Here is a 26,776-nt window from a genome sequence, read left to right as displayed (position 1 = left end):
CGCTATAAGGCACGGTTAAGATGGTTTCGTGAACTGGACAGTCGACGTCCCCATCGACCAATTGCCGGAGCTCCCGCCGCTCCCGGCCGAGATGCGTGCGCGCCTCGATGCCGCGCTTGCCAAACCTGCTGCTCAGCAGCCGAGCTGGCCAGCGGATCAGGCTGCGGCGATGCGGACCGTGCTGGAGAGCGTGCCCCCGATTACCGTCCCCGCCGAGATCCAGCGCTTGCAGCGCCAGCTCGCCCAGGTGGCGCGCGGTGAGGCATTCCTGCTGCAGGGCGGCGACTGCGCCGAGACCTTCGTCGATAACACCGAGCCGCATATCCGGGCCAATATCAGGGCGCTGCTGCAGATGGCAGTGGTGCTGACGTACGGGGCCAGCATGCCGGTGGTGAAACTGGCCCGTATCGCCGGCCAGTACGCCAAGCCGCGCAGCTCTGACACCGACGCGCTCGGATTGAGGTCCTACCGCGGCGACATGGTGAACGGTTTTGCCCCCGATGCCGCGCTGCGCGAGCACGACGCGTCGCGCCTGGTGCGCGCCTACGCCAATGCCAGCGCCGCCATGAACCTGATGCGTGCGGTGACGGGCTCAGGGATGGCCTCGCTGGCCCTGGTGCACGACTGGAACCGCGAATTCGTCCGCACCTCGCCTGCGGGTGCCCGGTACGAGGCGCTGGCCTCCGAGATCGACCGCGGACTGAAGTTCATGAGCGCCTGCGGTGTGGCGGATTCGAACCTGGATACCGCCGAGATCTACGCCAGCCACGAGGCCCTGGTGCTCGACTATGAGCGTGCCATGCTGCGTCTGGGTGAAGACGAGAACGGCGAGAGTGCGCTGTATGACCTGTCGGCCCACTACCTGTGGATCGGCGACCGCACCCGGCAGCTCGATCATGCGCATGTGGCGTTCGCCGAGATCATCGCCAACCCGATCGGGATGAAAATCGGCCCGTCTACCACGCCTGATCAGGCCGTTGAATACGTGGAACGTCTTGACCCGCACAACAAGCCGGGTCGCTTGACGTTCGTTTCCCGGATGGGGAACTCGAAGGTGCGGGATCTGCTGCCGCCGATTATCGAGAAGGTGCAGGCGACCGGCCATCAGGTGGTGTGGCAGTGCGATCCGATGCACGGCAACACGCACGAGTCGCCCAGTGGTTACAAGACACGGCATTTCGACCGGATTGTCGACGAGGTGCAGGGCTACTTCGAGGTACACAACGCGCTCGGTACCCATCCCGGTGGTATCCACGTCGAGATCACCGGTGAGAACGTCACCGAATGTCTCGGTGGGGCACAGGATATTTCGGATGACGACCTGGCTGGTCGCTACGAGACGGCATGCGATCCGCGGCTGAACACCCAGCAGTCGTTGGAGTTGGCGTTCCTCGTCGCGGAGATGCTCAGGGACTAGTCACTTCCTGCTCGAGCGCGCAACTATGCACGCATTGCGCAAGAAACTGGGTGCATAACTGCGCGCTCGGAGGGAAATCTAGAGCAGGTTGGTGATGTTGGCGCCCAGCGACCAGCATCCAGCCGCCACCGAGCCGGTGATGATGAGGACGATCACCAGCCACATGAAGATCGCACGGCGGCTCTGCTGACGTTCGTACCGGTAATCCGAGTCGTCGATATCGGAGAAGAACGCCGAATCGTCGGATTCGCCATCGAATTCCCGACCGTATTCGGGACTGTAGGCGGAGACGGGGTCCATCATCCGAGTCGGGTTGGGCACTCGGGGCTGCGAGTACCTCCCGCTTGCGGGGGACTGGGGGCGTGGAGAGACACCCAAGGCGGCCGCGGCCGAGGCGGTATCGGCGGCATCGAGGTCGCGGGCCGGGGCGGCGTCGGTGCCGCCCAAATCGATGAGATGACTGCGGTACAGCTGTTCGGCGACATGCTGTTTGGAGTCCTTGGGGGCGGGCACCCGGAAGGGCGGCAACTGCAATTCGGCACCGATGGCCTCCAGCTCGGCGCCCATCTGTGCGGCATCCGCGTAGCGGGCATCAGGGTCCCGGGAGGTGGCACGCAGCACCAGCTCGTCGAATTCCTCTGGGACGCCGTCGATCGCCTCGCTGGGTGCCGGCACATCGCGATCGATGCGCTGATACGCCAGTGCCAGTGGCGTATCGGCAGTGAATGGCGTTGAACCGGTGAGCAATTCGTACATCAGAATGCCCGCCGAGTAGACATCGCTTCGTGGGCCGGCCGACCCGGTGCGTACCTGCTCGGGGGACAGATACGCCGCGGTGCCCAAGATCACGCTGGTGGAGGTTATGCCGGCTTCGGCGATGGCGCGGACAAGCCCGAAATCGGCGATTTTGACCTCGCCGTCATCGGAGATCAAGACGTTCTCCGGTTTGACATCGCGGTGCACCAGCCCGGCCCGGTGCGCGACCGCCAAACCACCCAGCAGCGGTTGGAAAACCGCGGCCACTGCATGCGGGGGCATGGGGCCGCGTTCGCGTAGCAGCTCCCGCAGGGTGCCCCCGACGATCAGCTCCATCACCAGGAACGGGTGCTTACCGTCTAAGCCCTGATCGAAGACGGCAACCAGCCCGGGGTGACGCAGCCGTGCCACGGCACGGGCTTCGAGCCGGAAACGTGCGAGAAACCCGGTGTCGGAGGCGTAGCGGCTGTCCATCACCTTCACGGCGACCGGGCGGTCCAGCCGGGTGTCCAGCCCGCGATACACGGTCGACATGCCGCCCGTCGCGATCGGAGCCTCGATGCGGTAGCGACTATCGAGCACCGCACCGATCATGGGATCGACGCGGCCGGTCGGGGACTTGGGCGATGTCATCGCATCGATGGTATCGAGTGATGCGGGTATGCCCCTTCGTCAATGTCGCTTGTCGAGCATTTCGCGAAGGGAGGTGAGGATGGGCCCTGCCCCCGAAAACAGCATGGTTCGCCATTGACGGTGCAAGGGAATGGTGGGGTCGAACCGGCTATAGGTGACTCGGAGCCGTGTGCCGCCGGGCTCCGGGAGCAGATTCCAGCGGGACGTCACTTCGATTCCGGGGGCGGTCACCACTTGTTCGATGTGCTCGTTAGGTACCACGCTGGTGTAGGTGGTGCGAACCACGCCATCGAATCCGACCGTGGGTTGCGGATGGGTGACGATGACGCGTGTCTGTCCGACCTCAACCGGGGTATCGCTGACTTCGTTCACCTGTGAGGCCGTCAGTTCGAGCGAGACGAGGACATCCCAGACCGTCTCGATCGGGTACGGGTAGAACTCGCTGAACGTGATCGATGTCGGGTCGCCTGAACTCAAGTCTCGCCTCTCGCCGTGTGGATATAGCGATAATCAAGTGCGAGGTTACGCGCGTCACCACACGCGGAGGCCACTTTTGACCGATGGTGGGGTGCGGGACGACTAGCGTCTTTCGTTATGAGCGCAATTCCCTTCGTTGCCGACACGCTGGACGCCGATGAGCCGATGTTCACCCTCAAACAGGCGGCGGCGCGCCTGCGGGTCCCGGTCAACAAGATTCAGCAGTCCTTACGCGATGGCGAGCTGATCGCGGTCAAACGCGATCGCGAAATCATGGTTCCCGTCATCTTTTTCAGCTCCGACGGTCCCGTGGTCAAACACCTGTCCGGGTTGCTCTCGGTGCTGCGAGACGGCGGCTTCCGCGAGCCCGAGATCCTGCAGTGGTTGTTCACCGGCGACGAGTCGCTCACGGTGACCCGGGACGGCACTACCGAACGAATCGAAGCGGCCCGCCCGGTCGATGCCCTGCACGGCCATCAGGCCCGGGAAGTGCTGCGCCGGGCGCAAGCAATGGGGTACTAGCCGGCCGCTGCCTGGGTGCCGGCCTCGGCCGGCTCGGGGTCTCGCGGTTCAGGTGCGGAATTGATCATCCGCCACGCGATGGCGGCGCAGGTGGCCGCGATCAGCACATGGATCCACACGTACATGCCGTGGGAGCCATCGGGTTTGAAGATCACCATGATCCAGGTCGAGAACCCGGCGATGGCGGCGATGGCAGTCCGCGATTGGGTCAGCGGTGCCGCGATGGCCAATGGCCATGTGTAGTACCAGGGGAGCGCCGCCGGTGCCATGAGCACCACGATCACCATCGCCCACAGGATCCCGAACATCGCATCGCGGTCGTTATGCCGGTGCCGCCACCACACCACCGGCAGGCTGAGCGCGAGAACCATGACGCCGATGATGCGGGTGATCTCCAGGACGGCGTCGAAGTTGACGGTGACGAAAAGACCGGCGAAGACGTTGATGATGTTGGCGACGGCAGTCGGCACGGTCAGCCAATTGATGATCTTCACCGAACCGGCCAGTGCGGTCAGCCATCCCAGGCCCACTCCGGCGATCCAGGACAACACTGCGAAGACCGCGACGACGATTGTGACCGAGGCTGCCGACGCCATGGCAAATGCGACCAGCGGGCTCCGTTGTCGCTGCGGTCCCTGCTGCGGAGAACCCCGGTGCGGTGCGGAGGCATTCTCAACGAGTCGACGCATCCAGATCCACACCAGGAATGGCAGTGCCAGCCCGGCTGTGGCCTTGACCGCAACTGCTAGGGCCACTACCGAGATGCCCCAAACATGGTGCCGCTCAAGGGCGAGGGCGATGCCCGCCATCATGAGACCGACCATCAGCATCTCGTTGTGCACGCCGCCCATGAGGTGGATGATCACCAGCGGGTTGAGGACGCAGATCCACAACGCCTTGCTGGCATTGGTGGAAAGGCATTGGGCGACTCGGGGGGTGGCCCACACCAGTAGTGCCAGCCCGGGCAGCATGCACAGGCGCAGCAGCATGGTTCCCGCCACCACGTCGTCACCGACGATCTGGGTGACGAACCGTGCGATGAGGATGAACAACGGTCCGTAGGGCGCCGTGGTGGTGGACCAGATGGGACTGACGTTCTCCAACAAGGCGTTCGGGTTCTCCACCGGGCCAACCAGATACGGGTCGAATCCGTCGCGTAGCAGTGCGCCCTGTGCGAGATAGGAGTAGGCATCCCGGCTGAACACCGGAACCGAGGCGAGCAGTGGCAACAGCCAGCACGGAATGACAACCAGGATGGACTCTTTGGTCACCTTGCCCGCGATGACGTGTCGGCCGAGTCCGAGCCATGCCAGCAGCATGAGTGCGACCCCGAGCCACATGCTGATCGAGGACACCACCAACCCGTGGCCGAAACGCAGCCAGGACAGTCCGACGGATTCCAGTAGCGGGTCGTGCTGCCTGGTGCTACCCGCGCCCAATCCGCCGATGGCAATGAGGATGGCGCCGCCGAATCCGGTGATAGCGGCGCGGCCGGCGGGTGTCCGTAGGAAGGCGGCCGCTCGTCCGGTCCGCGGTGCGGGTGTCGGAGGCCGGGGGGCCTGTTGGGCCCCTGAAGATGTACTCACGTGATCATGCGCTCCGGTTGGACACCAATCGGACAAGCTCCGACAGCGCGGTGCGCGCATCGTCGGCGATCTCGGCGCTTGCCAATTGATCCAATGCACGGTTGGTGTGCTCTTCGATACGGGATTCCACCGCCGCGAGAGCGCCCAAATCGACTATGAGTGAACACATTTCGGCGACCTGCTGATCGGTGAGCGGTGTACCGATCCAGGAGTGCAACATATCCTCGGCGGCACTGTCGCTGATGCGCGCGAGCCGTAGAGCCTCGGCCAACAGCACGGTGCGTTTCCCGGAACGCAGGTCGTCCCCGGCGGGTTTCCCGGTGACCTTCGGGTCACCGAAAACCCCGAGCACGTCGTCGCGAAGCTGGAAGGCGACGCCGATATCAAGCCCGACATCGCCGAGAAGCTGTGAGATCTCCGGGTTCTCGGCCGCCATCGCGACACCCAGCTGCAGCGGTCGCTGCACCGTGTAGCCGGCGGTCTTGAATCGGATCACCCGCAAGGCGGTTTCGACGGACTCGTCGCCGGAGGATTCAGACAGGATGTCCAGATACTGACCGCCGAGCACCTCGCTGCGCAGGATCGACCACACACCCCGCGCCCGGGTATGTGTCTCCGGAGAGAGCCGCGCCCCGACCACCATGTCGTCGGCCCAGGTGAGTGCCAGGTCGCCGAGGAGGATCGCGGCAGATATCCCGAACTGTTCGGGGGAGCCGGACCAGCCGTTCTGGCGGTGCAGGGCCGCGAACTCGACGTGGATGGTCGGTTCGCCGCGCCGGGTGGCCGAGCTGTCGATGACGTCATCGTGGATGAGTGCGCAGGTGTGCAGCAATTCGAGCGCGGCGCACACGCGCAGCACCTCGGGGTTCCACGGGTCAGGGTCTTTGGTGACCGCCCGCCAGCCCCAATAGGCGAATGCGGGGCGCAGCCTCTTGCCGCCCCGCAGCACAAACCGGTCGAGGGCGGTGATCGCATGCTCATAGTTCTGGCCGATATGCGCGGTGTGCTCGCGGCATTCGGCCAGGAACTGGCTCAGTTGGTCGCTCACCGCATCGGTCAGGTGCCGGGCATTGGCAGCGGCTACGTTGACACTCAGCGGGGCGTCCTTTCACGGTGCGGCAATTGTCCCGGAGGCTCCCCGGATGGCCGGGAGTGAACCTAGACTAATCCCACCTATCCTTAACAGGTGACAACTAACCCGCTCGACCGTGATGGACGGGTCGCCGAGCTGCAGGATCCGGGGTCGATCGTCGATCGCCTGGCCGCGGTTCAACCCGGCGAAGTCGCGTTCTCGGTCGAGTTCATGCCGCCCCGCGATGAGGCGGCAGAGGCCCGGTTGTGGCGGGCAGCAAGAGTTTTCGAGCGGTATCAGCCGGTGTTCGTCTCGGTCACCTACGGTGCGGGCGGTTCCACCCGTGACCGCACGGTACGGGTGACCGGAGAACTAGCCGAAAACACGACGCTGTTGCCTGTCGCACACCTGACCGCCGTCGGGCACACCGTTGGTGAGCTGCGGGCCATGGTGGGGGCGTATGTGGACCGTGGCATCACCAATATCCTTGCCCTGCGCGGCGATCCGGTAGGGGATGTGAATGCGGAATGGATTCCGCATCCGGGAGGGCTGACGTACGCCGAAGAGCTGGTGCGCCTGGTCCGCGACCTCGGTGATTTCCACGTCGGGGTGGCGTCCTTCCCCGAGGCGCACCCCCAGGCGATCGATCTGGAACACGACACGGTCCATCTAGTGAACAAGCTCCGTGCCGGGGCCGAGTACTCGATCACCCAGATGTTTTTCGACGTCGACGACTATCTTCGGTTACGCGATCGGGTGGTGGCCGCCGATCCGGAGCAGGGTGCAAAGCCCATCGTTCCGGGTCTGATGCCCATTACGTCGCTGCGGTCGTTGCGCCGGCAGGTCGAGCTTTCCTCGTCCACACTGCCCCTCGCGCTGGAGGAGCGGCTCCTCCGTGCCGCCGGTGACGGTCCGGACGAGAATCGTGACGAGGTCCGCAAGGTCGGCGTCGAGGTCACCACTGCCATGGCGTCCCGGCTACTCGCCGAGGGCGTTCCGTGCTTGCACTTCATGACCCTGAACTTTGCGCGGGCCACCTCCGAGGTGTTGGAGAACCTCGGGGTGCGGATCACTCCGGGATCTGGTCGGGCGTAAACCGCGGGGACTGGTCGCGGGCCAGCCAGGCCATGGATGCGACAAGGGCGCCGACCAGCAGTGCGGCCACCGTCACAAAGATCGCGGCACCGTTGAACGAGCGGGTGCTGGGGTCGGTGTAGCGGGCAGTCGCGGTGAAGTTGCTGACTACGCCAGGAGTGAGTTTCCACTGCACGGAATCTGAGCCGAGCGTCTCCCCGTTGGTGGATTCGATATCGCCGGGAAAGGAAACGGCCAGCGACACATCGGCATTCGAGGTGTCTTCCAGCGCGGTGAGATCGGCGCGCCCTTCCAGGACCACCACATCGCCGTTACGCCGCAGCGTTAGGTCGAAACCGGCGGCGTTCTTGTTCATCCCGGCGAGCTGCGGGACCTCCGCGAAGGTCAGATCGTTGAAGATGGCTCGCGACCCCACCATGCCGTTCTCCTCGTAATCGCTCACCTGGACCTTCTGGGCGAAGGACAGATTGCGGTCGAGCTGGGGTCCCTTGTCGTTCTTGCCCTGTGGCTTGGCGACGGCGATCAGCTGCCCGGAGACGTGATCGTCGGTGGTGACGGTCATCGAGGCCTTGACGCGTACGCATCCTGATAGTAGCGGCAGCGCTGTCAACAACAGCACGGCAGTGATACGTGCCACGCGCCCTGGCCTGCGATGAGCGGCTCGCGTGAAAAGCGTTGGGCTATTCATCGCGGCTCATCGTGCCAGACGGCGGCGACGTCCGGCTGCTGATATCCGGGCTCCAGCGGCAACGCCCGGCCAAGCACGGCGAATCGCCTGGGATCGCCGGCGAACTGGTGTTGCCGGATGACATCGGTAAATCCGAGTCGACGGTACAGCCGCCAGGCCCGGTTGGACTCGCCGCTGATCTCGGGGGTGGACAGCAGGACATGCGATTCGGTGCGGCCCGCGAGCAGCCGCCGAGCCAGCGCCTCGCCGAAACCGTGCCCCTGCAGGCCAGGGTCGACATGCAGTTCGGTCAGCTCGAAGTACTGGTCGAGGAGGGCGCTGATGTGGTCACGCGGCACCCCTGACTTCCGTAAGCCCTGGCTGACCTGCTGGTGCCACCACTGGTCGGCGGCCCCGCGGTAGCCGTATGCAATCCCCACGATGCGTGCCTGGTCCATTAGGTCCTGGTCAGGACCGGTATCGGTATCGGGCGGTGCTGCCGTGCTGTCGAAGATGGCGGCCGCCTGCCAACCCCGTCTGCGGCTGTGTTCCAGCCACATCGGCGCACGCTGATCCTCGGTGCCGTGGGGGTAGCCCATGGCGACGACGTAGATACGAAGCGCTTCGCTGAGCCGGCGCTGCATATCGCGTTGCGACAGGTCGGCCAGGAATGTCGTCAACGTGCGTCCTTTGATCTCTCGGTGTACTGCCCGGGTTTATCACGATCGGCCGATTCTTGGGTGCTGACGCGAGTTTCGCCGGGTCCGTCGGCGCGCCGCGGTGTGGGGTGTTGCCGGGCAGGAACGGCCGGGAGATTGATAGGTGAACCGGGTGGTATGACGGGTATTCACCTCGTATTATGAACGTGAGGGTGTTGTAACCGCGGCACCCTTGATAGAAGACATTGGTGTCAATACTGGTATCCAGTACTGACAAGGCACGACACAGTCAACCGGTCGCGATGCGCCAGAGGGAGGGACCGATGCCACTCTCCGAGCACGAGCAGCGCATGCTCGACCAGATCGAGAGCGCGCTGTACGCGGAGGATCCCAAGTTTGCGTCGAGTGTGCGCGGAGGCCGCCTGGGTGCGACCTCCGGCCGTCGGCGCTTGCAGGGGGCGGCGCTGTTCTGCATCGGGCTGGCCATGCTGGTGATCGGTGTTGCAGTGCCTGCCACCCAGATCGGGAACTTCCCGGTCCTGAGCGTGATCGGATTCGTCGTCATGTTCGGGGCGGCGGTCTTCGCGATCATCGGCAGCCGACGCTCCGATGCGAACGCTGTCGGCCAAGGGGGATCGGGTGGGGCCATCGGCCGGACCCGTCGGCCCCGTGCGGCCGGCTCGTTCGCGCAGCGCATGGAAGAGCGCTTCCGCCGCCGTTTCGACAACTGACGTTACCCAGATAGCAACAGGCCCGCGCCGAGTGCGCGGGCCTGTTGCTATCTGGGTTGCTGTCTGAGCCGCCCGTACCGCCGCCGCTCGGCGTGGGGTGATCTCTCGCAAGCCCGGTGGCCCCGGCAGGCCAAATCGTTATCAACTCGTCTAGAGATCGGCGCCCCACTCGTCCCCACTGGGTTGACCTGGGATAACGGTGTACTAACGGCGTCCCAATCCTCGAAGGTGGGCGCGTGGTGGGGAGACACGCGGCAAATCAGAATCAAAGTGGGGGGTTGTGGGGTAAAGTGGCGGACATCGGAGGGAAGAGTAGCTCCGACGAGCAATTGGGCAGGGAGGTAACGGGATGTTTCTCGGTACCTACACGCCCAAGCTGGACGACAAGGGGCGGCTCACATTGCCCGCCAAGTTTCGGGACGCACTAGCGGGAGGGTTGATGGTCACCAAGAGCCAGGACCACAGCCTCGCCGTGTATCCGCGGGTCGAGTTCGAGGAGCTGGCGCGCAAGGCCGCCTCGGCTTCCCGGAGCAACCCGGAGGCCCGCGCCTTTCTGCGTAACTTGGCGGCGGCAACCGACGAACAGCACCCGGACGCGCAGGGCCGCATCACCCTGTCCGCCGACCACCGGCGGTATGCGGATCTCTCCAAGGACTGCGTCGTCATCGGATCTGTTGACTACCTAGAGATTTGGGATGCCACCAAGTGGCAGCAGTACCTGGAGGAACACGAAGAGAACTTCTCGACGGCCAGCGATGAATCCCTCAATGGCATCTTCTGAGCGAGCCCGCGCAGCGCGGCCTCTGTCCGATACGGCCCTGGCGTACTTCCCCGACGCCAGGTTCGCACCATCGGGCAGGGACCGGACTTCGTGGGCTCCTTGCACCTACCAGCGCTCCCACAGGGGCATTTCCCGCCCCCACAGGGGCGTTTCCCGCTCCCGGAGGGGTGTCGCCGTGTCTGACAATGATTTTCCGGCTGATTCGAGGGCCCGATTCGGCCATGTGCCGGTCATGCTCGACCGCTGCTATGAGCTGCTCGCTCCCGCCTTGACCAGGCGGGCCGCCAACGGAGAGGGTGCCGTTCTTGTCGACGCCACCCTGGGCGCAGGTGGGCACACCGAACACTTCCTCTCCGTACTGCCGGGCTTGACCGTTATCGGTCTCGATCGCGACACCAACGCCCTGGATATCGCGCGGGCGAGGCTTGCGCCCTTCGGGGCTCGATTCACCGGGGTGCATACCCGGTACGACGGCATGGCCCATGCGCTTGACGGGTTGGGTTACCGTGCAACATCTTCGGTCGATGGAGTGCTCTTCGATCTAGGCGTTTCCTCCATGCAGCTCGATCAGGCCGAGCGTGGATTCGCCTATTCGGTCGACGCGCCACTCGATATGCGGATGAATGCAGAGGACGAACTGACCGCGGCCGACATCCTGAACACCTATTCGGCCGCCGAGCTGTCCAGGGTGCTCAGCAGATTCGGTGAGGAGCGATTCGCACGCCGAATCGCCGACGAGATCGTTCGGCGTCGCGCCGCCGAACCCTTCACGCGCAGTGGACAGCTGGTCGAGCTGCTGTACGCGGCCATCCCGGCGGCCACCCGCCGCACCGGCGGCCACCCGGCGAAACGCACCTTCCAGGCTCTCCGGATCGCGGTCAACTCCGAGCTGGAATCCCTTGCGGCCGCAATACCTACCGCCATGGCCGCGCTGCGCCCGGGTGGCCGGCTCGCCGTCATGGCCTACCAGTCGCTTGAGGACAAGATCGTCAAGGCCGAGTTCACCGCCGCTACGGCATCCCGGTCGCCGATCGACCTGCCGGTCGAGCTTCCCGATGACGCACCGGATTTCACCTCGATCACTCGCGGGGCGGAGCAGGCCAATGAAACGGAAATAGAAGCCAATCCACGCAGTGCACCGGTGCGGTTACGGGCTGTCGAGCGAGCTGCGCATGGGAGGAACGCATGATCGGGGTGCGTAAGAAGGCGGCGGAGGCGCCCGAGAAGGCCAAGCCCACCAAGCGTCGCAGCGCCACGCCCAGGGCCACCGCGGCAGGCCCGTCACCGCGGCCACGCCGTTCCTCACCGCAGACCATGCCGATTCCGGTGCAGCGTAAGGGGCCCGAAAAGATCCGTCCGGCCACCAGTACCGGGCAGGCGAAGGCCCGCGCGAAGGCTCGCAAGGCCAAGGCGCCCAAAGTCATCCGGATACCGCTGCGCGAGCGAATCCTTACCCGCCTGTCCGAGGTGGACCTGAGGCCACATGTGTGGGTCGCCAAGGTCCCGTTCGTGGTGCTGGTCATCGGCGCGCTTGGCGTCGGCCTGGCGATCACGCTGTGGTTGTCGACCGATGCCGCGGAGCGCTCGTATCAGCTGGGTAGCCAGCGTCGCTCCAACGAGCAGCTGCTCCAGCGCAAAGAGGCCCTCGAACGTGATGTCTTACGCGCGGAATCTGCGCCTGTGCTGGCAGATTCGGCGCGCGATCTCGGCATGATCCCGTCTCGCGATATTGCGCACCTGGTGCGCGACGAGCGGGGCAACTGGCTGTTAGTGGGTGCTCCGAAGCCGGCTGAAGGTGTCGCGCCGCCGTCGCTGAACACGACTATCCCCGATGATGCCGATGCCGTTCCGAAGCCCGGCAATTCGGTCGAGATGCCGGTCCAGCTACCGCCCGTGCCGCCTCCGGTGGCGGTGGTGCCGCATATGGCCCCACCGGCGGTCGTGCCCGCACCCGTCGCGGAAGCACCTGCCGCACAGGAACCCGTCCTCGCGCCGCCCGCGGCTCAGGCGCCCGTGCCGGTTGTGGCCGTGCCGGATCTCGCGGCAGCGATACCGCCCCCCGTGGCCGACGCGCCGCAAGCATCAAATATCACGAATTCTCCAGTGAGCGGGGAACAATTCAATCCCGTGGCAACAACGAATCCCCACCCGACGGCGTGAACCGGCAGGATCGATCGCGGCCAGTCGGCGCCCGCCGCACCCGGCGGCCCGTCGCTGCCGTATCGCGGACAGCCGGATTCGCCTTCCGGCACCGTACGGGCAACATCATCATCTTCCTGACGCTGGCCATCGCCGCCATCCAGCTGTTCACCCTGCAGGGGCCCCGTGCCGCCGGTCTACGCGCCGAAGCCTCGGGCCAGCTGAAGGTCACCGAGACCGAGAAGGCGTTGCGCGGCACCATTGTCGACCGCGCGGGCAACAAACTGGCCTTCACCATCGAGGCGCGTGCCCTCACCTTCCAGCCGAAGAAGATTCGCGAACAGCTCGCCAAGGCCTGGGAAAAAAGCCAAATGACCCTCAAGGACCCTGGGAAGAGCGACGCCGATAAGGCCGCGGCGGCGAAAATAAGGGCCGTTGAGCCGGAACGGCGGCTGCAGGACATCGCGGCCGGGGTGTCGGCCAAGCTCGGCAACAAACCCGATGCGAAGAGCCTTCTGAAGAAGCTCCGTAGTGACGACAACTTCGTGTACCTGGCGCGCTCGGTCGATCCGGCGATCGCCGCCGAGATCATCAAGGAATTCCCCGAGGTCGGCGCGGAGCGGCAGGACATCCGTCAGTATCCCGGTGGCTCGCTGGCCGCCAACATCGTGGGCAGCATCGACTGGGAGGGTTACGGTCTTCTCGGCCTTGAGGATTCCCTGGACAGTGCGCTGGCGGGTAAGGACGGAGCACTGACCTATGACCGTGGTTCCGACGGCGCGGTGATCCCCGGCAGCTATCGGGATCGCCACGACGCCGTCAACGGGTCCACCGTCGAACTCACGCTCGACAACGACATCCAGTACTACGTGCAGCAGCAGGTCCAACAGGCCAAGGACCTCTCCGGCGCGCGGAACGTATCCGCGGTCGTGCTCGATACCAAGACCGGTGAGGTCCTGGCGATGGCCAATGACAACACCTTTGACCCGTCACAGAACCTTGGCAAGCAGGGCGACCGTGAGATGGGCAATCTCTCGGTCTCCTCGCCATTCGAGCCGGGATCTGTCAACAAGATCATCACCGCCTCGGCGGTCATCGAGAATGATTTATCCAATCCCGATGAGGTGCTACAGGTTCCGGGCTCTATCAACATGGGTGGGGTCACCGTCCGCGATGCCTGGGTGCACGGAACCATGCAGTACACCACCACCGGAGTATTCGGAAAGTCTTCCAACGTGGGCACGCTTATGCTGGCCCAGCGGGTAGGGCCGGAGCGCTTCATGGATCTGGTGGACAAGTTCGGTCTGGGTCAGCGCACCGGCGTCGGTCTGCCCGGCGAGAGCGAGGGCCTGGTGCCGCCGATCGAGCAGTGGTCGGGTAGTACTTTCTCGAATCTGCCTATCGGCCAAGGCTTGTCAATGACGCTGTTGCAGATGGCGGGCATGTACCAGACGATCGCCAACGACGGCGTGCGGATACCGCCACGCATCGTCAAAAGCGTCACCGCGCCCGATGGCACGCGTAAGGAAGAACCGCGCCCCCAGCCGGTACAGGTGGTCAACGCGGGTACTGCGCGCACCGTCCGGAACATGCTGCGCGCGGTACTGCAACCGGATCCGCGCGGCATCCAGAACGGAACCGGGGCACCCGGGGCGGTCGAGGGCTACCAGCTGAGCGGCAAAACCGGCACCGCCCAGCAGATCAACCCGGCCTGCGCGTGCTACTTCGACGACGTGTACTGGATCACCTTCGCGGGCATCGCGACCACGGATGATCCCCGTTATGTCGTCGGCATCATGATGAACGCGCCGCACCGAGCCGCAGATGGTCGCCCGGGTAACACCGCCGCGCCGTTGTTCCACAACATCACGTCCTGGTTGATGCGGCGCCAAAACGTGCCACTGTCACCCGATCCCGGACCACCACTCGTTCTCCAGGCCGTCTGAGCGCGTCCTTATCCGGTCGGGGACGGCCGTACACGCCCGGTAGTGTCGTTTGACGCCCGAGGGACACGGGGCGGCACAATACGCAGGAGGTGATCGCAGGTGGTGGCATCCGGAACCCACCGGTTCCTCCCGCTGACGCGCCCGCACCCGGTCACCGACCTCGCCTCCTTGGTATCGGCCGAACTGCGAGGAGGGGGCGCCGCCACGACCGTCTCCGGCGTCACGCTCAGGGCACAGGACGCTCGCCCGGGTGATCTCTTCGCGGCGTTGCCCGGCAGCAGTGCGCATGGCGCGCAGTTCGCGTCCGAGGCAGTCGCTGCGGGTGCGACGGCCGTGCTCACGGACGAGGCCGGAGCCCGGCTGCTGGGGGAACAGGGCTCGGATATCGCGGTGTTGGTCCACCCGATCCCGCGTGCGGTTCTCGGCACGCTCGCAGCCACTGTCTACGGGGACCCGTCTCGGCACCTGCGGGTGGTAGGTGTCACCGGAACCTCTGGCAAGACCACCACCACCTATCTGGTGGAGGCCGGTCTGCGGGCAGCCGGGAAACGGGTGGGTCTGATCGGTACGGTCGGGGTGCGGATCGACGGCGAGGATGTCCCCAGCGCGCTGACCACCCCCGAGGCTCCGGCGTTGCAGGAACTGCTGGCGGAAATGGTGCAGCGCGGCGTGGACACCGTGGTCATGGAGGTGTCCAGCCATGCGCTGGCGCTCAACCGTGTTGACGGCACCCACTTCACGGTGGGGGCGTTCACCAATCTTTCGCGAGATCACCTCGACTTTCATCCCAATATGGAGGATTACTTCGCCACCAAGGCCCGCCTGTTCCAGCGTGAGTCGCCGTTGCGGGCGCAGCGTTCCGTTATCTGTGTCGACGACGACGCCGGTCGCGCTATGGCCGATGTGGCGCGGTCGGGTGGCACCCAGGTGCTCACGGTGAGCTCGCAGGCCGGCGCCGTCGCAGACTGGATATGTTCGGGAGTGGCGGTGGGCTACGACGGCGGTCAGCGGTTCGTTGCGAATGGTCCGGAATGCAGCGCAGAACTCGATATCGCGCTACCGGGTCACTACAATATCGCCAATTGTCTTGTTGCCGTTGCTATCTTGGATCTGCTCGGGGTTTCGGCCGCGACCGCGGCGCCGGGCATCGCCACCGCCGGGGTGCCGGGCCGCATGGAGTCGGTGGTCGCCGGCCAGCCTTTCCTGGCCGTCGTTGACTACGCCCACAAGCCCGGCGCACTGCGCGCCGTCCTGGAGAGCCTGCGCACGCACCGCGAGGGCCGGCTTGCCGTGGTCTTCGGTGCGGGTGGCAACCGCGACCGCGGTAAGCGTGCCGATATGGGGCAGGTCGCTGCGGAGCTCGCCGATCTCGTGGTGGTTACCGACGATAATCCGCGGGATGAGGAACCGGCCGCGATACGCGCCGAGATTCTTTCCTGTGCAACGGAATCGGCCGGAACTACGCAGATCGTCGAGATCGGGGATCGGCGCGCGGCCATCGACTACGCGACCCGCTGGGCACAACCGGGGGACACCGTGTTGGTTGCCGGGAAGGGGCATGAGAGTGGGCAGCGCGTGGGCACGGTCACCGTCCCGTTCGACGACCGGGTGGAGCTGCGCGCGGCGCTGGAAGGGCTTGGGAACATAGATGATTGAGTTGAGCATCGCCGAGATCGCCGAGATCGTCGGTGGGCGTCTCGACGGGATCGGCCTCGAGGAGGCTCGGAACACGCGCGTCACCGGCACCGTCGAATTCGACTCTCGCGAGATCGGTCCGGGCGGGTTGTTCCTGGCACTGCCGGGAGCCCGCGTCGACGGGCACGACCATGCCGAGGGTGCCATCGCCTCCGGGGCAGTCGCCGTGCTGGCCGCCAGGCCAGTGGGGGTGCCCGCCATTGTGGTGTCGCCGACCGGCGTCGCGCGCACCGAAGTGTCGGCACTGGAACATGATTCGGATGGTTCGGGTGCTGCGGTGCTCGCCGCGACGGCCGCGTTGGCGGCTCAGGTGGCCCGTCGGCTCACGGCGCAGGGACTGCGCATCGTCGGAGTCACCGGGTCGTCGGGAAAGACGTCGACAAAGGATCTCATTGCCGCGGTACTCAGCCCGCTCGGCGAGGTGGTGGCTCCTCCCGGATCCTTCAATAACGAGCTCGGCCATCCCTGGACGGTTCTGCGCGCGACGGAATCGACCAAATTCCTGGTGCTGGAGCTTTCGGCCCGGCGTCCCGGAAACATTGCGGACCTGGCCGCCATCGCACCGCCGTCGATCGGGGTTGTGCTCAATGTCGGCACGGCTCATCTGGGCGAGTTCGGATCCCGCCAGGCCATTGCCGATACGAAGGGTGAACTACCGCAATCGCTTTCGGGTGACGGTGTGGCGGTGCTGAATGCCGACGACTCCGCGGTGGCTGCGATGGCTCACAAGACATCGGCTCGGGTGGTGCGCACCAGCGTGAACAACCCTGCCGATATCTGGGCGGCCGAGGTGAGCGTCGACGACCTGGCCCGGGCTCGATTCACCCTGCACTACGGAACAAGCTCGGTGCCGGTCGAGTTGGCGGTGCATGGCGAGCATCAGGTGAGCAATGCGCTGGCGGCCGCCGCGGTCGCGTTGGAATGCGGCGCCACGCTCGCGCAGGTCGCCGCCGCGCTCGCGGACGCCGGTCCGGTGTCGCGGCGGCGCATGGAGGTGAGCACCCGCGCGGACGGCGTGACCGTGATCAACGACGCCTATAACGCCAACCCGGATTCGATGATGGCAGGGCTGAAGGCCCTGGTCTCCATGGCCCGCCACGGCCAACAGGCGCGTCGCAGCTGGGCGGTGCTGGGTGAGATGGGCGAGCTGGGTCCGGACGCCATATCTGAGCACGATCGCATCGGACGGGCCGCTGTGCGATTAGATGTCAGTCGGTTAGTTGTCGTCGGAGCCGGGAGGTCACAGCGGGCAATGCATGCGGGTGCAGTGATGGAGGGGTCATGGGGGTCCGAGGCGGTGCTGGTGGACGATCCTGCGGCAGCCGCCATACTGCTGGCCGATGAACTCGCCGCGGGCGATGTGGTGCTGGTCAAGGCATCGCGGTCCGCGGGTCTCTGGGTAGTCGCCGATGAACTGCTTGCGCGAAGAGGAAGCGGTCCCGACGCCATCTTGGAGGACAGCCAATGAGGCAGATCATCATCGCCGCCGGGATCGCGATCCTGGTCTCCATCATGCTTACCCCGGTGCTCATCCGGGTGTTCTCGCGGCAGGGCTTCGGCCAGGAGATCCGTGACGACGGTCCACAGCATCACCAGAAGAAGCGCGGCACCCCGTCCATGGGCGGTGTCGCAATTCTGGCCGGGATGTGGGCGGGGTACTTCGGATCGCACCTGGTCGGTATCGCCTTCGGCGCCGAAGGGCCGTCGGCCTCGGGACTGCTGGTGCTGCTGCTGGCATCCATGCTCGGAGGCGTCGGTTTCATCGACGACTTCATCAAGATCCGCAAGGCGCGCAACCTCGGGCTGAACAAGACCTCCAAGACCGTCGGCCAAATACTGTCGGCGCTCGTCTTCGGCATTTTGGTGCTGCAGTTCCGTAACACCGACGGGCTCACCCCGGGTAGTCCGCAGCTGTCCTATGTACGCGAGATCGCCACCGTCGCGATGCCCGCAGTGGTTTTCGTGTTGTTCTGTGTACTGCTGGTGATGTCCTGGTCCAATGCTGTCAATTTCACCGACGGCCTCGACGGCCTGGCCGGTGGATGTATGGCGATGGTGACGGGCGCCTATGTGATCGTCACCTTCTGGCAGTACCGCAACGCGTGCTCCACCCATCCTGGTGTGGCCTGCTACAACGTGCGTGACCCGCTCGATCTGGCCGTGATCGCCGCGGCGACCGCGGGCGCGTGCATCGGCTTCCTGTGGTGGAACGCCGCGCCCGCCAAGATCTTCATGGGGGACACCGGCTCGCTGGCTCTGGGCGGCATCATCGCCGGCCTCTCGGTGACCACCCGTACCGAGCTACTCGCCGTGGTGCTGGGCGCGCTGTTCGTCGCCGAGATCGTTTCGGTGGTTCTGCAGATCGCGGCATTCCGAACCACCGGCCGCCGGGTGTTCCGAATGGCACCGTTCCATCATCATTTCGAGCTGATGGGGTGGGCGGAAACCACGGTCATCATCCGGTTCTGGTTGTTGACGGCGATCGCCTGCGGGTTGGGTCTGGCGCTGTTCTATGGCGAGTGGCTGGCGACGATCGGTGATTAGCCGGTCATGATTCCCCCGGAACTGGCTAGCGGCACAAAGGTTCTGGTCTGTGGTGCGCGTGTCACCGGCGACGCGGTTGTCGCGGCGCTGGCCGATTACGCGTTGCGCATCACCGTCTGCGATGACAATGAGGAAGCCCTGCGGCGCCACCGTGACGCCGGGCGGGTGGCGCTCACCACCGCCGAGGCGCAACAATCCATGGCTGACCAGGACTTGGTGATCGTGAGCCCCGGATTCGGTCCGTCCGCGCCCATCGTGCTGGCTGCCCAGCAGGCCGGATTGCCCATCTGGGGTGATGTCGAATTAGCTTGGCGCCTGGACGCTTCCGGCCGATACGGCACGCCCAAACGGTGGCTGGTGGTGACCGGAACCAACGGAAAGACCACCACCACGGCGATGGTCCACGACATGCTGACAGCAGCGGGCCGCACCAGTGCGTTGTGCGGGAACATCGGCGACCCGGTGGTTACCGTGCTGGCGCTGCCCGTTGAATACCTCGCCGTCGAGTTGTCGAGCTTCCAGCTGCATTGGGCCCCCTCGGTGCGACCGGCCGCTGGCGCGGTGCTCAACGTGGCCGAGGATCACCTCGACTGGCACGGCGGCATGGCGGCCTACACGCGGGACAAGGCGAGGGCGCTCGATGGCGAGGTCGCGATCGTCGGTCTCGATGACGCGGTGGCCGCGGACCTCCTTTCTGGCGCCGCCGCACCGGTCAAGGCGGGGTTCCGCGTCGGTGAGCCCGCGCCCGGTGAGCTCGGGGTGCGCGGTGGCCGGCTGGTGGACCGGGCGTTCGGGGACGACATACCGCTGGCGGAGGTGGCGAATTTGCCAGTCGGCGGTCCCATCGGAGTGCGTAACGCGTTGGCGGCCGCCGCGTTGGCCCGCGCGGTGGGCACACCTGCGGAGGCCATTGCCCGGGCGCTGGGGGCCTTCCAGGTGGGCCGGCATCGGGCCGAGCTGGTGGCCTGCGTCGGAGAGGTGGCCTACGTCGATGATTCGAAGGCCACCAATCCGCATGCGGCTGCGGCGTCCATCGCGGCCTATCCGCGGGTCATCTGGATCGCCGGGGGGTTGCTCAAGGGAGCAGCGGTGGATGACCTGGTGCGCGATTGTGCCGACCGGCTCGGTGCGGTTGTGCTGATCGGCCGGGATCGAGGCTTGATTGCTGATGCTTTGGCGCGACACGCGCCGGATGTACCCGTAGTTGCCGTTGTTACGCGCGAGGATGCTGAGGTGCAAGAGGCAAATGTGGTTCATGTGACTGATGAGGCGGATGGGGGTGGCGCTGATTTGGGTACTCGAGTCATGGCCGCGGCTGTCCGGCACGCCAGCACATTGGCCCAGCCTGGCGACACCGTGCTGCTGGCTCCGGCCGGCGCGTCCTTCGACCAATTCAGCGGGTACTCCGAGCGTGGCGACCGTTTCGCCGCGGCGGTGCACGCACTTACCGGTTAGGTGACCAGAGCTGTGTCGACCCTGACCGCCCCCTTCACCAAAATTTTCCGTTCTGCGAACCGCACCGCCTCGAAGACCACAAGCACGCCGGCCAAGAAGTCCGCCGCCGCCAAGACCGACGGGCTGGTGGCGCGCACTCGTCTGGGTGCCTGGCTGAACCGGCCGATGACGTCGTTTCATCTAATTGTCGCGACGGCTGCACTGTTGACCACTCTCGGCCTCATCATGGTGCTGTCCGCATCCGGCGTCGAGTCCTACGACCTGGACGGATCGGCGTGGGCTGTCTTCGGTAAGCAGGTGCTCTGGGTCTGCGTGGGCCTGGTCGGTTTCTACATCGCGCTACGCACTCCGATACGGGTGATGCGCAAGTACTCATTCCCGGCCTTCGTCTTTACCATCGTCTTGATCACCTTGGTGCTGGTACCCGGAATCGGCACGTACTCCAACGGTTCTCGCGGTTGGTTCGTCTATGGCGGCATGTCGATGCAGCCCTCGGAGCTCACCAAGATCGCCTTCGCGATCTGGGGTGCGCACCTGCTGGCCACGCGCCGCATGGAGAAGGCATCGATGCGCGAGATGCTCGTTCCGCTGGTGCCCGCTGCGCTGATCGCGCTCGTGCTCATCGTCATCCAGCCCGACCTGGGGCAGACGGTCTCCATGAGCATCATTTTGTTGGCGCTGCTCTGGTACGCCGGGCTGCCGCTGAAGGTGTTCCTCAGTTCGGTGGTCGCCGCCGTGCTGGCGGCGGCCATCCTCGCTGTTTCGGCCGGATATCGCTCCGATCGGGTCAAGGCCTGGTTGGATCCGTCGGCAGACCCGCAGGCGACCGGGTATCAGTCCCGGCAGGCCCGCTTCGCACTGGCCCAGGGCGGTTTTTTCGGCCAGGGCCTGGGCCAGGGCTCGGCCAAATGGCATTACCTGCCCAACGCCCACAACGACTTCATCTTCGCGATCATCGGCGAGGAGCTCGGTTTCGTCGGCTGCCTCGGAGTGCTCGCACTGTTCGGTGTGTTCGCCTACACCGCCATGCGCATCGCCAGGCGCAGTGCCGACCCCTTCCTGCGGATGCTCACCGCCACTGCCGGCATGTGGGTCATCGGCCAGTCCTTCATCAATATCGGATACGTCATCGGGCTGCTTCCCGTTACCGGTATCCAGCTGCCGCTCATCTCCTCGGGTGGAACAGCCACGGCGACGGCGCTTTTCATGATCGGACTGATCGCCAACGCGGCGCGCCACGAGCCCGAGGCGGTTGCTGCTCTGCGTGCGGGATCCGGTGATCGAATGAACAGGCTGCTACGGCTTCCGTCGCCGGAACCGTACGTGCCGCCGCGGATCGATAGCGCACGCGATCGGCTCCGCGCCAAATCAACCGGGCAGAGCACCGGGACGGCTCAACGGCAGCCCGAGGCCAAGCGCAAGCCACGTGCACGCGCCGACAGCGACGCAGGGCATCATAGGCAGGTACAGCAGGTGCGCCAGGCCTCGAGCACGCGGGCGAGCGGTCGTTCCCGTGAACAATCCCGGGCCGGGGGCTCACAAGCCCGAAGCCATCGATAGCCACTGACCATGTGACCGCGGCCGACCGAAAGGATGCTCTCTCCGGTGAGTGATGATTTTCGGCCGCTCTCGGTGGTGCTGGCCGGTGGCGGTACCGCTGGTCACGTTGAGCCGGCCATGGCCGTCGCCGATGCGTTGCGCGAGCTCGATCCGTCGGTGCGGATCACCGCGCTGGGTACCGAGCGCGGTCTGGAGACGCGGCTGGTGCCCGACCGTGGCTACGACCTGGAACTGATCGTCCCGGTGCCGCTGCCGCGGCGCCTCACGGGTGATCTGATTCGGCTTCCGGTACGGGTGCGCCGGGCGGTTCGGCAGACGCGGGCGGTGTTCGACAATGTCGAGGCCGATGTGGTGATCGGATTCGGCGGCTACGTGGCGCTCCCGGCATACCTGGCCGCCCGACGTGGACCGCTGCGCCGCAGGCGCATTCCGGTGGTCATTCATGAGGCGAACGCACGTGCCGGCCTTGCTAATCGAGTCGGGGCGCGCGGAGCGCAGCGCGTGTTGTCCGCGGTTTCGGATTCGGGACTGCGGCGTGCGGAGGTGGTCGGTGTCCCGGTTCGTGGGTCGATCACCTCGCTGGACCGCACCGCGTTGCGTCACGAGGCACGCGCCCACTACGGGTTTGACGACGACGCGCTGGTGCTGCTGGTATTCGGCGGTTCCCAGGGGGCGGTGTCGTTGAACAATGCTGTCTCGGCTGCGGCCAACGACCTTGCCGCCGCAGGGGTTTCGGTGCTGCATGCGCACGGGCCGAAGAACTCCGTCGAACTTCCGGGCCGAACGCCGGGGGCAGAGCCCGATGCACCCCGCTATGTCGCATTGCCGTACCTGGACCGCATGGATCTGGCGTATGCGGCGGCAGATATCGCGGTATGCCGATCGGGCGCGATGACCGTCGCCGAGGTCTCGGCCGTCGGGCTGCCCGCCATCTACGTGCCGCTGCCCATCGGCAACGGTGAACAGCGGCTCAATGCGCTACCGGTGGTCGACGCCGGGGGCGGTGTTATCGTCGCGGACCGCGACCTCACTGGAGAGACATTGGCGCGCATGGTGATCGAGATCATGGCTGATTCCGACAGGCTCGCCGCGATGACCTCGGCTGCCGCGTTGTCCGGGCACCCGGACGCCGCGCGGCAGGTGGCTCAGGTGGCGCTCGACGTGGCTCGCGAGCAGCGATCTCAGAAACGGAGCACCCCGCGATGAGCGTCAGTCCACTTCCCGAGCACCTGCGTCGCGTGCACATGGTCGGTATCGGTGGCGCCGGAATGTCGGGTATCGCCAGGATTCTGTTGGACAGGGGAGCGCAGGTATCCGGCTCGGATGCCAAGGAGTCGCGCGGAGTGCTCGCGCTGCGCGCTCGCGGTGCCCTCGTCAACATCGGCCACGACGGTGCGGCACTGGATCTGCTGCCGGGTGGTCCCACCGTGGTCGTCACTACTCATGCCGCCATTCCGAAGACGAATCCCGAACTGGTGGAAGCAAATCGGCGGGGGATACCGGTACTGCTACGTCCGGTGGTATTGGCGGACCTGATGACCGGGTACCGAACTCTCATGGTGACCGGAACGCATGGCAAGACCAGCACCACATCCATGCTCATTGTGGCGCTGCAGCATTGCGAATACGACCCGTCCTTCGCGGTCGGAGGTGAGCTCAACGAAGCCGGTACCAACGCCCACCACGGCAGCGGGCAGGTTTTCGTCGCCGAGGCCGATGAAAGCGACGGCTCCCTGCTGCAGTACCGGCCCGATCTGATCGTGGTCACCAATATCGAAGCCGATCACCTCGATCATTTCGGCAGTGTCGAGGCCTACATCGCGGTGTTTGACAAGTTCACCGAAACTCTTGGGCCCGAGGGTGTCCTGGTGGTGTGCCTGGATGATCCGGGTGCCGCCGCGTTGGCCCGCCGGGCCCATGAGCGTGGTGTGCGGGTGCTTGGTTACGGCAGCAGCGAGCAGGCTGACGTCGCGGATGTCCCGGTCGCCGGTCGCCTCCGCGATTGGCAGTTCCAGGACACCGGGGCCATCGCTCAGATCCAGTTGGCGGGCGAGAGCACCCCGCGCACCATGCGGTTGTCGGTCCCGGGCCGGCATATGGCGCTCAACGCGCTGGCCGCGGTGGTGGCGGCGGCCGAGATCGGCGCCGTCGTCGACGATGTGCTGGACGGGCTGGCCGGATTCGAGGGTGTGCGTCGCCGATTCGAATTGGTGGGATCGGTGGAATCGGTACGGGTGTTCGACGACTACGCGCACCATCCCACCGAGGTGCGCACGGTGTTGCAGGCGGTTTCCGGGATCGTCGCGCAGCAGGGGCATGGCCGCTCCGTTGTCGTCTTCCAGCCGCACTTATACTCGCGCACAGCTGCTTTCGCGACGGAGTTCGCCGACGCGCTGAGCATCGCGGACGTGGTGTTTGTGCTTGATGTGTACGGGGCGCGGGAACAGCCGCTGCCGGGTGTCAGCGGCGCGCTGATCGCCGAGCGGATCTCCGGAGTTCCGGTGCATTACCTGCCCGACTTGTCGGCGGTGGCCGAACAGGTCGCCTCGGCCGCCGCGCCGGGCGATCTGGTGGTCACCATGGGTGCGGGCGATGTCACGCTGCAGGGCAAGGAGATCGTCCGTGCATTGCGCGCGCGTGCCGCTGACTGGCCGCCGCCGAGGAATGGTCAATGAGCGAGCCGGACAAGACTTCCGAGGGTTCTGCCGAGGACACAGTGGAGTCGAACCCGGTACCGGCCGAGGCGGTGGAGACCGGTACCGAGTCGGGCGACGAGGACACGGCTGCCGCGGATGACTCCGACGAAGGACCGCGAATGCGGGCCAGGAGGGAGCGCGCGGAACGCCGGGATGCGCAGCGGCGTGCGATCGCCCTGGAGCAGGGGCGACGGGAGGCGAAGGCTGCGGCCAAGGGCAAGTACGTCGACCAGGGCAAAGGCTCGGGCCGAGGGAAGGTGCAGGGTCTGCAGACCGTGCTGCTCGCGGTGCTTCTTGCGCTGATTGCGGTGGGTCTCGGAGCGATTCTGTATTTCACGCCGCTGATGTCGGTGCGTCAGACCGTGGTGACCGGTACCGGTGTCGTCACCCAACAGGATGTCCTTGGTGCACTGAATATTTCACAGGGCACCCGGCTGCTGCAGATTGACACTGCCGCGGCCGCTGATCGGGTGGCGAGTATCCGCCGGGTGGCCAGCGCCCGAGTGCAATGCGAGTATCCGTCCACGCTGCGCGTCACGATCGTCGAGCGGGTTCCGGTCGCGGCATGGGGGGGCGGAGACGGTACGCACCTCATCGACCGCGATGGTGTGGACTTCGCCAACGAACCGCCGCCGCCCGGAATCCCAGCGCTGGATGTGGTGGCCCCGGGTCCGCAGGATCCGACGACCAAGGCGGCCCTGCAGGTGCTCACCTCACTGGCGCCTGATCTGGCACGGCAGGTCGCAAAGGTGGCGGCGCCGTCCGTGTCGTCGATCACGCTGACCCTCGATGATGGGCGCACCATCGTGTGGGGGACCACCGATCGCACCGCGGAGAAGGCGGAGAAGCTCGGGGCGCTGCTGACGCAACCCGGTCGCACCTACGACGTGTCCAGCCCCGACCTGCCCACGGTCAAGTAGGGCACCCGTTTCTCTCGCGAGCAGACATGTAGTGCACGCGGATCGCAGGTCGCTTGTGCACTAAGCGTCTGCTCGCGACGTCTGGAAATAGCCACGGGAAATTCTCGGCATCCTTCGGCGCGCCTCCCGGGTGCGGTATCCCGCCCCCCCTACCGTTCTGTTTCAGCGGGACAACCTGACATAACTCTAAGCCTGAGGTAGAGGTTGAGAGTTTGCGAGGCCCCACTTGGCAGACCACAGCAGCAACCAGGGAGGAAGGCGACCATGACGCCTCCACACAACTACCTCGCGGTGATCAAGGTCGTCGGCATCGGTGGCGGCGGCGTCAACGCCGTCAACCGGATGATCGAACACGGCCTCAAGGGGGTCGAGTTCATCGCGATCAACACCGACGCGCAAGCGCTGTTGATGAGCGACGCCGACGTCAAGCTCGACGTCGGCCGCGACTCGACCCGCGGCCTGGGCGCAGGTGCGGACCCCGATGTGGGGCGCAAGGCCGCCGAGGACGCCAAGGACGAGATCGAGGAGCTCCTCAAGGGCGCCGACATGGTCTTCGTCACCGCCGGTGAGGGTGGTGGCACCGGTACCGGTGGCGCACCCGTGGTGGCCAGCATCGCGCGCAAGCTCGGTGCGCTGACCATTGGCGTGGTCACCCGGCCCTTCTCCTTCGAGGGGAAACGCCGCAGTGGTCAGGCCGAGAACGGAATTGGCTCGCTGCGCGAGAGCTGCGACACCCTGATCGTCATCCCCAACGATCGGCTGCTGCAGATGGGCGATGCCGCGGTATCGCTCATGGACGCGTTCCGTAGCGCCGACGAGGTACTGCTCAACGGTGTCCAGGGCATCACCGATCTCATCACCACTCCGGGTCTGATCAACGTCGACTTCGCCGACGTCAAGAGTGTTATGCAGGGCGCCGGTAGCGCGTTGATGGGTATCGGCTCGGCGCGCGGTGACGGCAGGGCGCTCAAAGCTGCTGAGACCGCGATCAATTCGCCGCTGCTAGAGGCATCCATGGAGGGTGCCCAGGGTGTGTTGATGTCCATCGCCGGCGGCAGCGACCTGGGCCTGTTCGAAATCAACGAGGCCGCGACACTGGTGCAGGAATCCGCGCACCCCGAAGCCAACATCATCTTCGGTACCGTCATCGACGACTCGCTCGGCGACGAGGTGCGGGTCACCGTCATCGCCGCCGGGTTCGATGCCGGTGGGCCCAGCCGCACTCCGATCAGCGGAACGGCGGCCCCGGGTGCGGTGGCCCCCGGTAAGGCCGGTGCGGTCAACGGGTCTCGCTCGAACGCCAACAGCATCTTCGACACCATCGACGCCCAGAGTCTGCCCAGAGACACCAACGGTGCCACGGTGACGCTCGGCGGCGAAGAGGACGATGTCGACGTGCCACCGTTCATGCGGCGATGAACCGAA

Annotated in this window: 23 protein-coding genes; 17 read left to right on the top strand and 6 right to left on the bottom strand. The window is 65.7% G+C overall.

Annotated features, from left to right (window positions below; all coding sequences use genetic code 11):
• The first annotated feature begins 28 nt into the window (after positions 1 to 28).
• Entirely contained in the window at positions 29 to 1,417 is a 1,389-nt protein-coding gene (locus tag MLB1_RS19095) for a class II 3-deoxy-7-phosphoheptulonate synthase (protein ID WP_180751421.1), read from the top strand.
• Between the two features lie 78 nt (positions 1,418 to 1,495).
• On the opposite strand, the gene MLB1_RS19090 is transcribed toward MLB1_RS19095, so the two are convergent.
• Both MLB1_RS19090 and MLB1_RS19085 read right to left on the bottom strand, forming a co-directional pair.
• Positions 1,496 to 2,836, bottom strand: coding sequence for a protein kinase (locus tag MLB1_RS19090; RefSeq protein ID WP_358147977.1), 1,341 nt, complete (start codon positions 2,834 to 2,836; stop codon positions 1,496 to 1,498).
• Positions 2,837 to 2,845: 9 nt separating this feature from the next.
• Entirely contained in the window at positions 2,846 to 3,283 is a 438-nt protein-coding gene (locus tag MLB1_RS19085; RefSeq protein WP_180751420.1) for an SRPBCC domain-containing protein, read from the bottom strand.
• A gap of 117 nt (positions 3,284 to 3,400) precedes the next feature.
• Between MLB1_RS19085 and MLB1_RS19080 the strand changes: the two genes are divergently transcribed.
• Positions 3,401 to 3,805 (top strand): helix-turn-helix domain-containing protein, encoded by a 405-nt coding sequence (locus tag MLB1_RS19080; RefSeq protein ID WP_180751419.1) that lies wholly within the window; start codon positions 3,401 to 3,403, stop codon positions 3,803 to 3,805.
• Here MLB1_RS19080 and MLB1_RS19075 read toward each other — a convergent pair.
• Both MLB1_RS19075 and MLB1_RS19070 read right to left on the bottom strand, forming a co-directional pair.
• A complete protein-coding gene (locus tag MLB1_RS19075; protein WP_180751418.1) occupies positions 3,802 to 5,451 on the bottom strand; it encodes an alpha-(1->6)-mannopyranosyltransferase A in 1,650 nt (549 codons plus the stop codon). The two genes, MLB1_RS19080 and MLB1_RS19075, sit on opposite strands and share 4 nt — an antisense overlap.
• Positions 5,396 to 6,439, bottom strand: coding sequence for a polyprenyl synthetase family protein (locus MLB1_RS19070; RefSeq protein ID WP_180751417.1), 1,044 nt, complete (start codon positions 6,437 to 6,439; stop codon positions 5,396 to 5,398). The genes MLB1_RS19075 and MLB1_RS19070 overlap by 56 nt, the downstream gene beginning before the upstream one ends.
• Before the next feature lie 138 nt (positions 6,440 to 6,577).
• On the opposite strand from MLB1_RS19070, the gene metF reads away from it, so the two are divergent.
• Positions 6,578 to 7,558 (top strand): methylenetetrahydrofolate reductase [NAD(P)H], encoded by a 981-nt coding sequence (gene metF / locus MLB1_RS19065; protein ID WP_180751416.1) that lies wholly within the window; start codon positions 6,578 to 6,580, stop codon positions 7,556 to 7,558.
• Here metF and MLB1_RS19060 read toward each other — a convergent pair.
• Positions 7,533 to 8,195, bottom strand: coding sequence for a DUF3153 domain-containing protein (locus MLB1_RS19060; protein WP_180751415.1), 663 nt, complete (start codon positions 8,193 to 8,195; stop codon positions 7,533 to 7,535). The two genes, metF and MLB1_RS19060, sit on opposite strands and share 26 nt — an antisense overlap.
• 47 nt (positions 8,196 to 8,242) lie before the next feature.
• The gene (locus tag MLB1_RS19055; RefSeq protein ID WP_180751414.1) at positions 8,243 to 8,905 is read right to left on the bottom strand and encodes a GNAT family N-acetyltransferase; all 663 of its coding nucleotides are present in this window, start codon (positions 8,903 to 8,905) and stop codon (positions 8,243 to 8,245) included.
• A 302-nt stretch (positions 8,906 to 9,207) separates the two neighbouring features.
• Here MLB1_RS19055 and MLB1_RS19050 point away from each other — a divergent pair, with 302 nt between their 5' ends.
• From MLB1_RS19050 to ftsZ, 14 genes are all read left to right on the top strand, one after another.
• Positions 9,208 to 9,615: a DUF3040 domain-containing protein gene (locus MLB1_RS19050; RefSeq protein ID WP_180751413.1), complete on the top strand. Its 408-nt coding sequence runs from the start codon at positions 9,208 to 9,210 to the stop codon at positions 9,613 to 9,615.
• Positions 9,616 to 9,964: 349 nt separating this feature from the next.
• On the top strand, positions 9,965 to 10,396 hold the full coding sequence (mraZ, locus tag MLB1_RS19045; RefSeq protein WP_180751412.1) for a division/cell wall cluster transcriptional repressor MraZ: 432 nt from the start codon (positions 9,965 to 9,967) through the stop codon (positions 10,394 to 10,396).
• Positions 10,397 to 10,628: 232 nt separating this feature from the next.
• Entirely contained in the window at positions 10,629 to 11,585 is a 957-nt protein-coding gene (gene rsmH / locus MLB1_RS19040; RefSeq protein ID WP_371750667.1) for a 16S rRNA (cytosine(1402)-N(4))-methyltransferase RsmH, read from the top strand.
• On the top strand, positions 11,582 to 12,556 hold the full coding sequence (locus MLB1_RS19035) for a hypothetical protein (protein WP_180751410.1): 975 nt from the start codon (positions 11,582 to 11,584) through the stop codon (positions 12,554 to 12,556). Before rsmH ends, MLB1_RS19035 begins: the two co-directional genes overlap by 4 nt.
• Positions 12,553 to 14,481 (top strand): penicillin-binding protein 2, encoded by a 1,929-nt coding sequence (locus MLB1_RS19030; RefSeq protein WP_180751409.1) that lies wholly within the window; start codon positions 12,553 to 12,555, stop codon positions 14,479 to 14,481. Before MLB1_RS19035 ends, MLB1_RS19030 begins: the two co-directional genes overlap by 4 nt.
• Positions 14,482 to 14,580: 99 nt before the next feature.
• On the top strand, positions 14,581 to 16,137 hold the full coding sequence (locus MLB1_RS19025) for a UDP-N-acetylmuramoyl-L-alanyl-D-glutamate--2,6-diaminopimelate ligase (protein ID WP_180751408.1): 1,557 nt from the start codon (positions 14,581 to 14,583) through the stop codon (positions 16,135 to 16,137).
• Positions 16,130 to 17,644 carry a UDP-N-acetylmuramoyl-tripeptide--D-alanyl-D-alanine ligase gene (gene murF / locus MLB1_RS19020; protein WP_180751407.1) on the top strand — a complete coding sequence of 505 codons (1,515 nt, stop codon included), beginning with the start codon at positions 16,130 to 16,132 and terminating at the stop codon, positions 17,642 to 17,644. The genes MLB1_RS19025 and murF overlap by 8 nt, the downstream gene beginning before the upstream one ends.
• Complete coding sequence (mraY, locus tag MLB1_RS19015) at positions 17,641 to 18,720, top strand: phospho-N-acetylmuramoyl-pentapeptide-transferase (protein ID WP_180751406.1); 1,080 nt, start codon at positions 17,641 to 17,643, stop codon at positions 18,718 to 18,720. Before murF ends, mraY begins: the two co-directional genes overlap by 4 nt.
• Before the next feature lie 6 nt (positions 18,721 to 18,726).
• A complete protein-coding gene (murD, locus tag MLB1_RS19010; RefSeq protein ID WP_180751405.1) occupies positions 18,727 to 20,175 on the top strand; it encodes a UDP-N-acetylmuramoyl-L-alanine--D-glutamate ligase in 1,449 nt (482 codons plus the stop codon).
• Between the two features lie 12 nt (positions 20,176 to 20,187).
• Complete coding sequence (gene ftsW, locus MLB1_RS19005; RefSeq protein WP_180751404.1) at positions 20,188 to 21,735, top strand: putative lipid II flippase FtsW; 1,548 nt, start codon at positions 20,188 to 20,190, stop codon at positions 21,733 to 21,735.
• Positions 21,736 to 21,768: 33 nt separating this feature from the next.
• Positions 21,769 to 22,941 carry an undecaprenyldiphospho-muramoylpentapeptide beta-N-acetylglucosaminyltransferase gene (gene murG, locus MLB1_RS19000; protein ID WP_180751403.1) on the top strand — a complete coding sequence of 391 codons (1,173 nt, stop codon included), beginning with the start codon at positions 21,769 to 21,771 and terminating at the stop codon, positions 22,939 to 22,941.
• Positions 22,938 to 24,410, top strand: a complete 1,473-nt coding sequence (murC, locus tag MLB1_RS18995; protein ID WP_180751402.1) for a UDP-N-acetylmuramate--L-alanine ligase — start codon at positions 22,938 to 22,940, stop codon at positions 24,408 to 24,410. The genes murG and murC overlap by 4 nt, the downstream gene beginning before the upstream one ends.
• A complete protein-coding gene (locus MLB1_RS18990; protein WP_180751401.1) occupies positions 24,407 to 25,351 on the top strand; it encodes an FtsQ-type POTRA domain-containing protein in 945 nt (314 codons plus the stop codon). Before murC ends, MLB1_RS18990 begins: the two co-directional genes overlap by 4 nt.
• Before the next feature lie 264 nt (positions 25,352 to 25,615).
• Positions 25,616 to 26,770 (top strand): cell division protein FtsZ, encoded by a 1,155-nt coding sequence (ftsZ, locus tag MLB1_RS18985; protein WP_180751400.1) that lies wholly within the window; start codon positions 25,616 to 25,618, stop codon positions 26,768 to 26,770.
• The last annotated feature ends 6 nt before the right edge of the window (positions 26,771 to 26,776 follow it).

Source organism: Mycobacteroides sp. LB1 (assembly GCF_013449725.1).
Taxonomy (GTDB): Bacteria; Actinomycetota; Actinomycetes; order Mycobacteriales; family Mycobacteriaceae; genus Mycobacterium.
The sequence above is the reverse complement of the archived record's forward strand: the minus strand, read 5'-3'. Positions and strand labels throughout refer to the sequence as shown.

Bases quoted from the DNA above. Each gene is read 5' to 3' on its own strand.
- MLB1_RS19080 (WP_180751419.1), top strand. From the start codon at position 3,401: ATGAGCGCAATTCCCTTCGTTGCCGACACGCTGGACGCCGATGAGCCG.
- MLB1_RS19075 (WP_180751418.1), bottom strand. From the start codon at position 5,451: ATGCGCGCACCGCGCTGTCGGAGCTTGTCCGATTGGTGTCCAACCGGA.
- MLB1_RS19050 (WP_180751413.1), top strand. From the start codon at position 9,208: ATGCCACTCTCCGAGCACGAGCAGCGCATGCTCGACCAGATCGAGAGC.
- mraZ (WP_180751412.1), top strand. From the start codon at position 9,965: ATGTTTCTCGGTACCTACACGCCCAAGCTGGACGACAAGGGGCGGCTC.
- rsmH (WP_371750667.1), top strand. From the start codon at position 10,629: ATGCTCGACCGCTGCTATGAGCTGCTCGCTCCCGCCTTGACCAGGCGG.
- MLB1_RS19035 (WP_180751410.1), top strand. From the start codon at position 11,582: ATGATCGGGGTGCGTAAGAAGGCGGCGGAGGCGCCCGAGAAGGCCAAG.
- murF (WP_180751407.1), top strand. From the start codon at position 16,130: ATGATTGAGTTGAGCATCGCCGAGATCGCCGAGATCGTCGGTGGGCGT.
- mraY (WP_180751406.1), top strand. From the start codon at position 17,641: ATGAGGCAGATCATCATCGCCGCCGGGATCGCGATCCTGGTCTCCATC.
- murD (WP_180751405.1), top strand. From the start codon at position 18,727: ATGATTCCCCCGGAACTGGCTAGCGGCACAAAGGTTCTGGTCTGTGGT.
- murG (WP_180751403.1), top strand. From the start codon at position 21,769: ATGCTCTCTCCGGTGAGTGATGATTTTCGGCCGCTCTCGGTGGTGCTG.
- murC (WP_180751402.1), top strand. From the start codon at position 22,938: ATGAGCGTCAGTCCACTTCCCGAGCACCTGCGTCGCGTGCACATGGTC.
- MLB1_RS18990 (WP_180751401.1), top strand. From the start codon at position 24,407: ATGAGCGAGCCGGACAAGACTTCCGAGGGTTCTGCCGAGGACACAGTG.
- ftsZ (WP_180751400.1), top strand. From the start codon at position 25,616: ATGACGCCTCCACACAACTACCTCGCGGTGATCAAGGTCGTCGGCATC.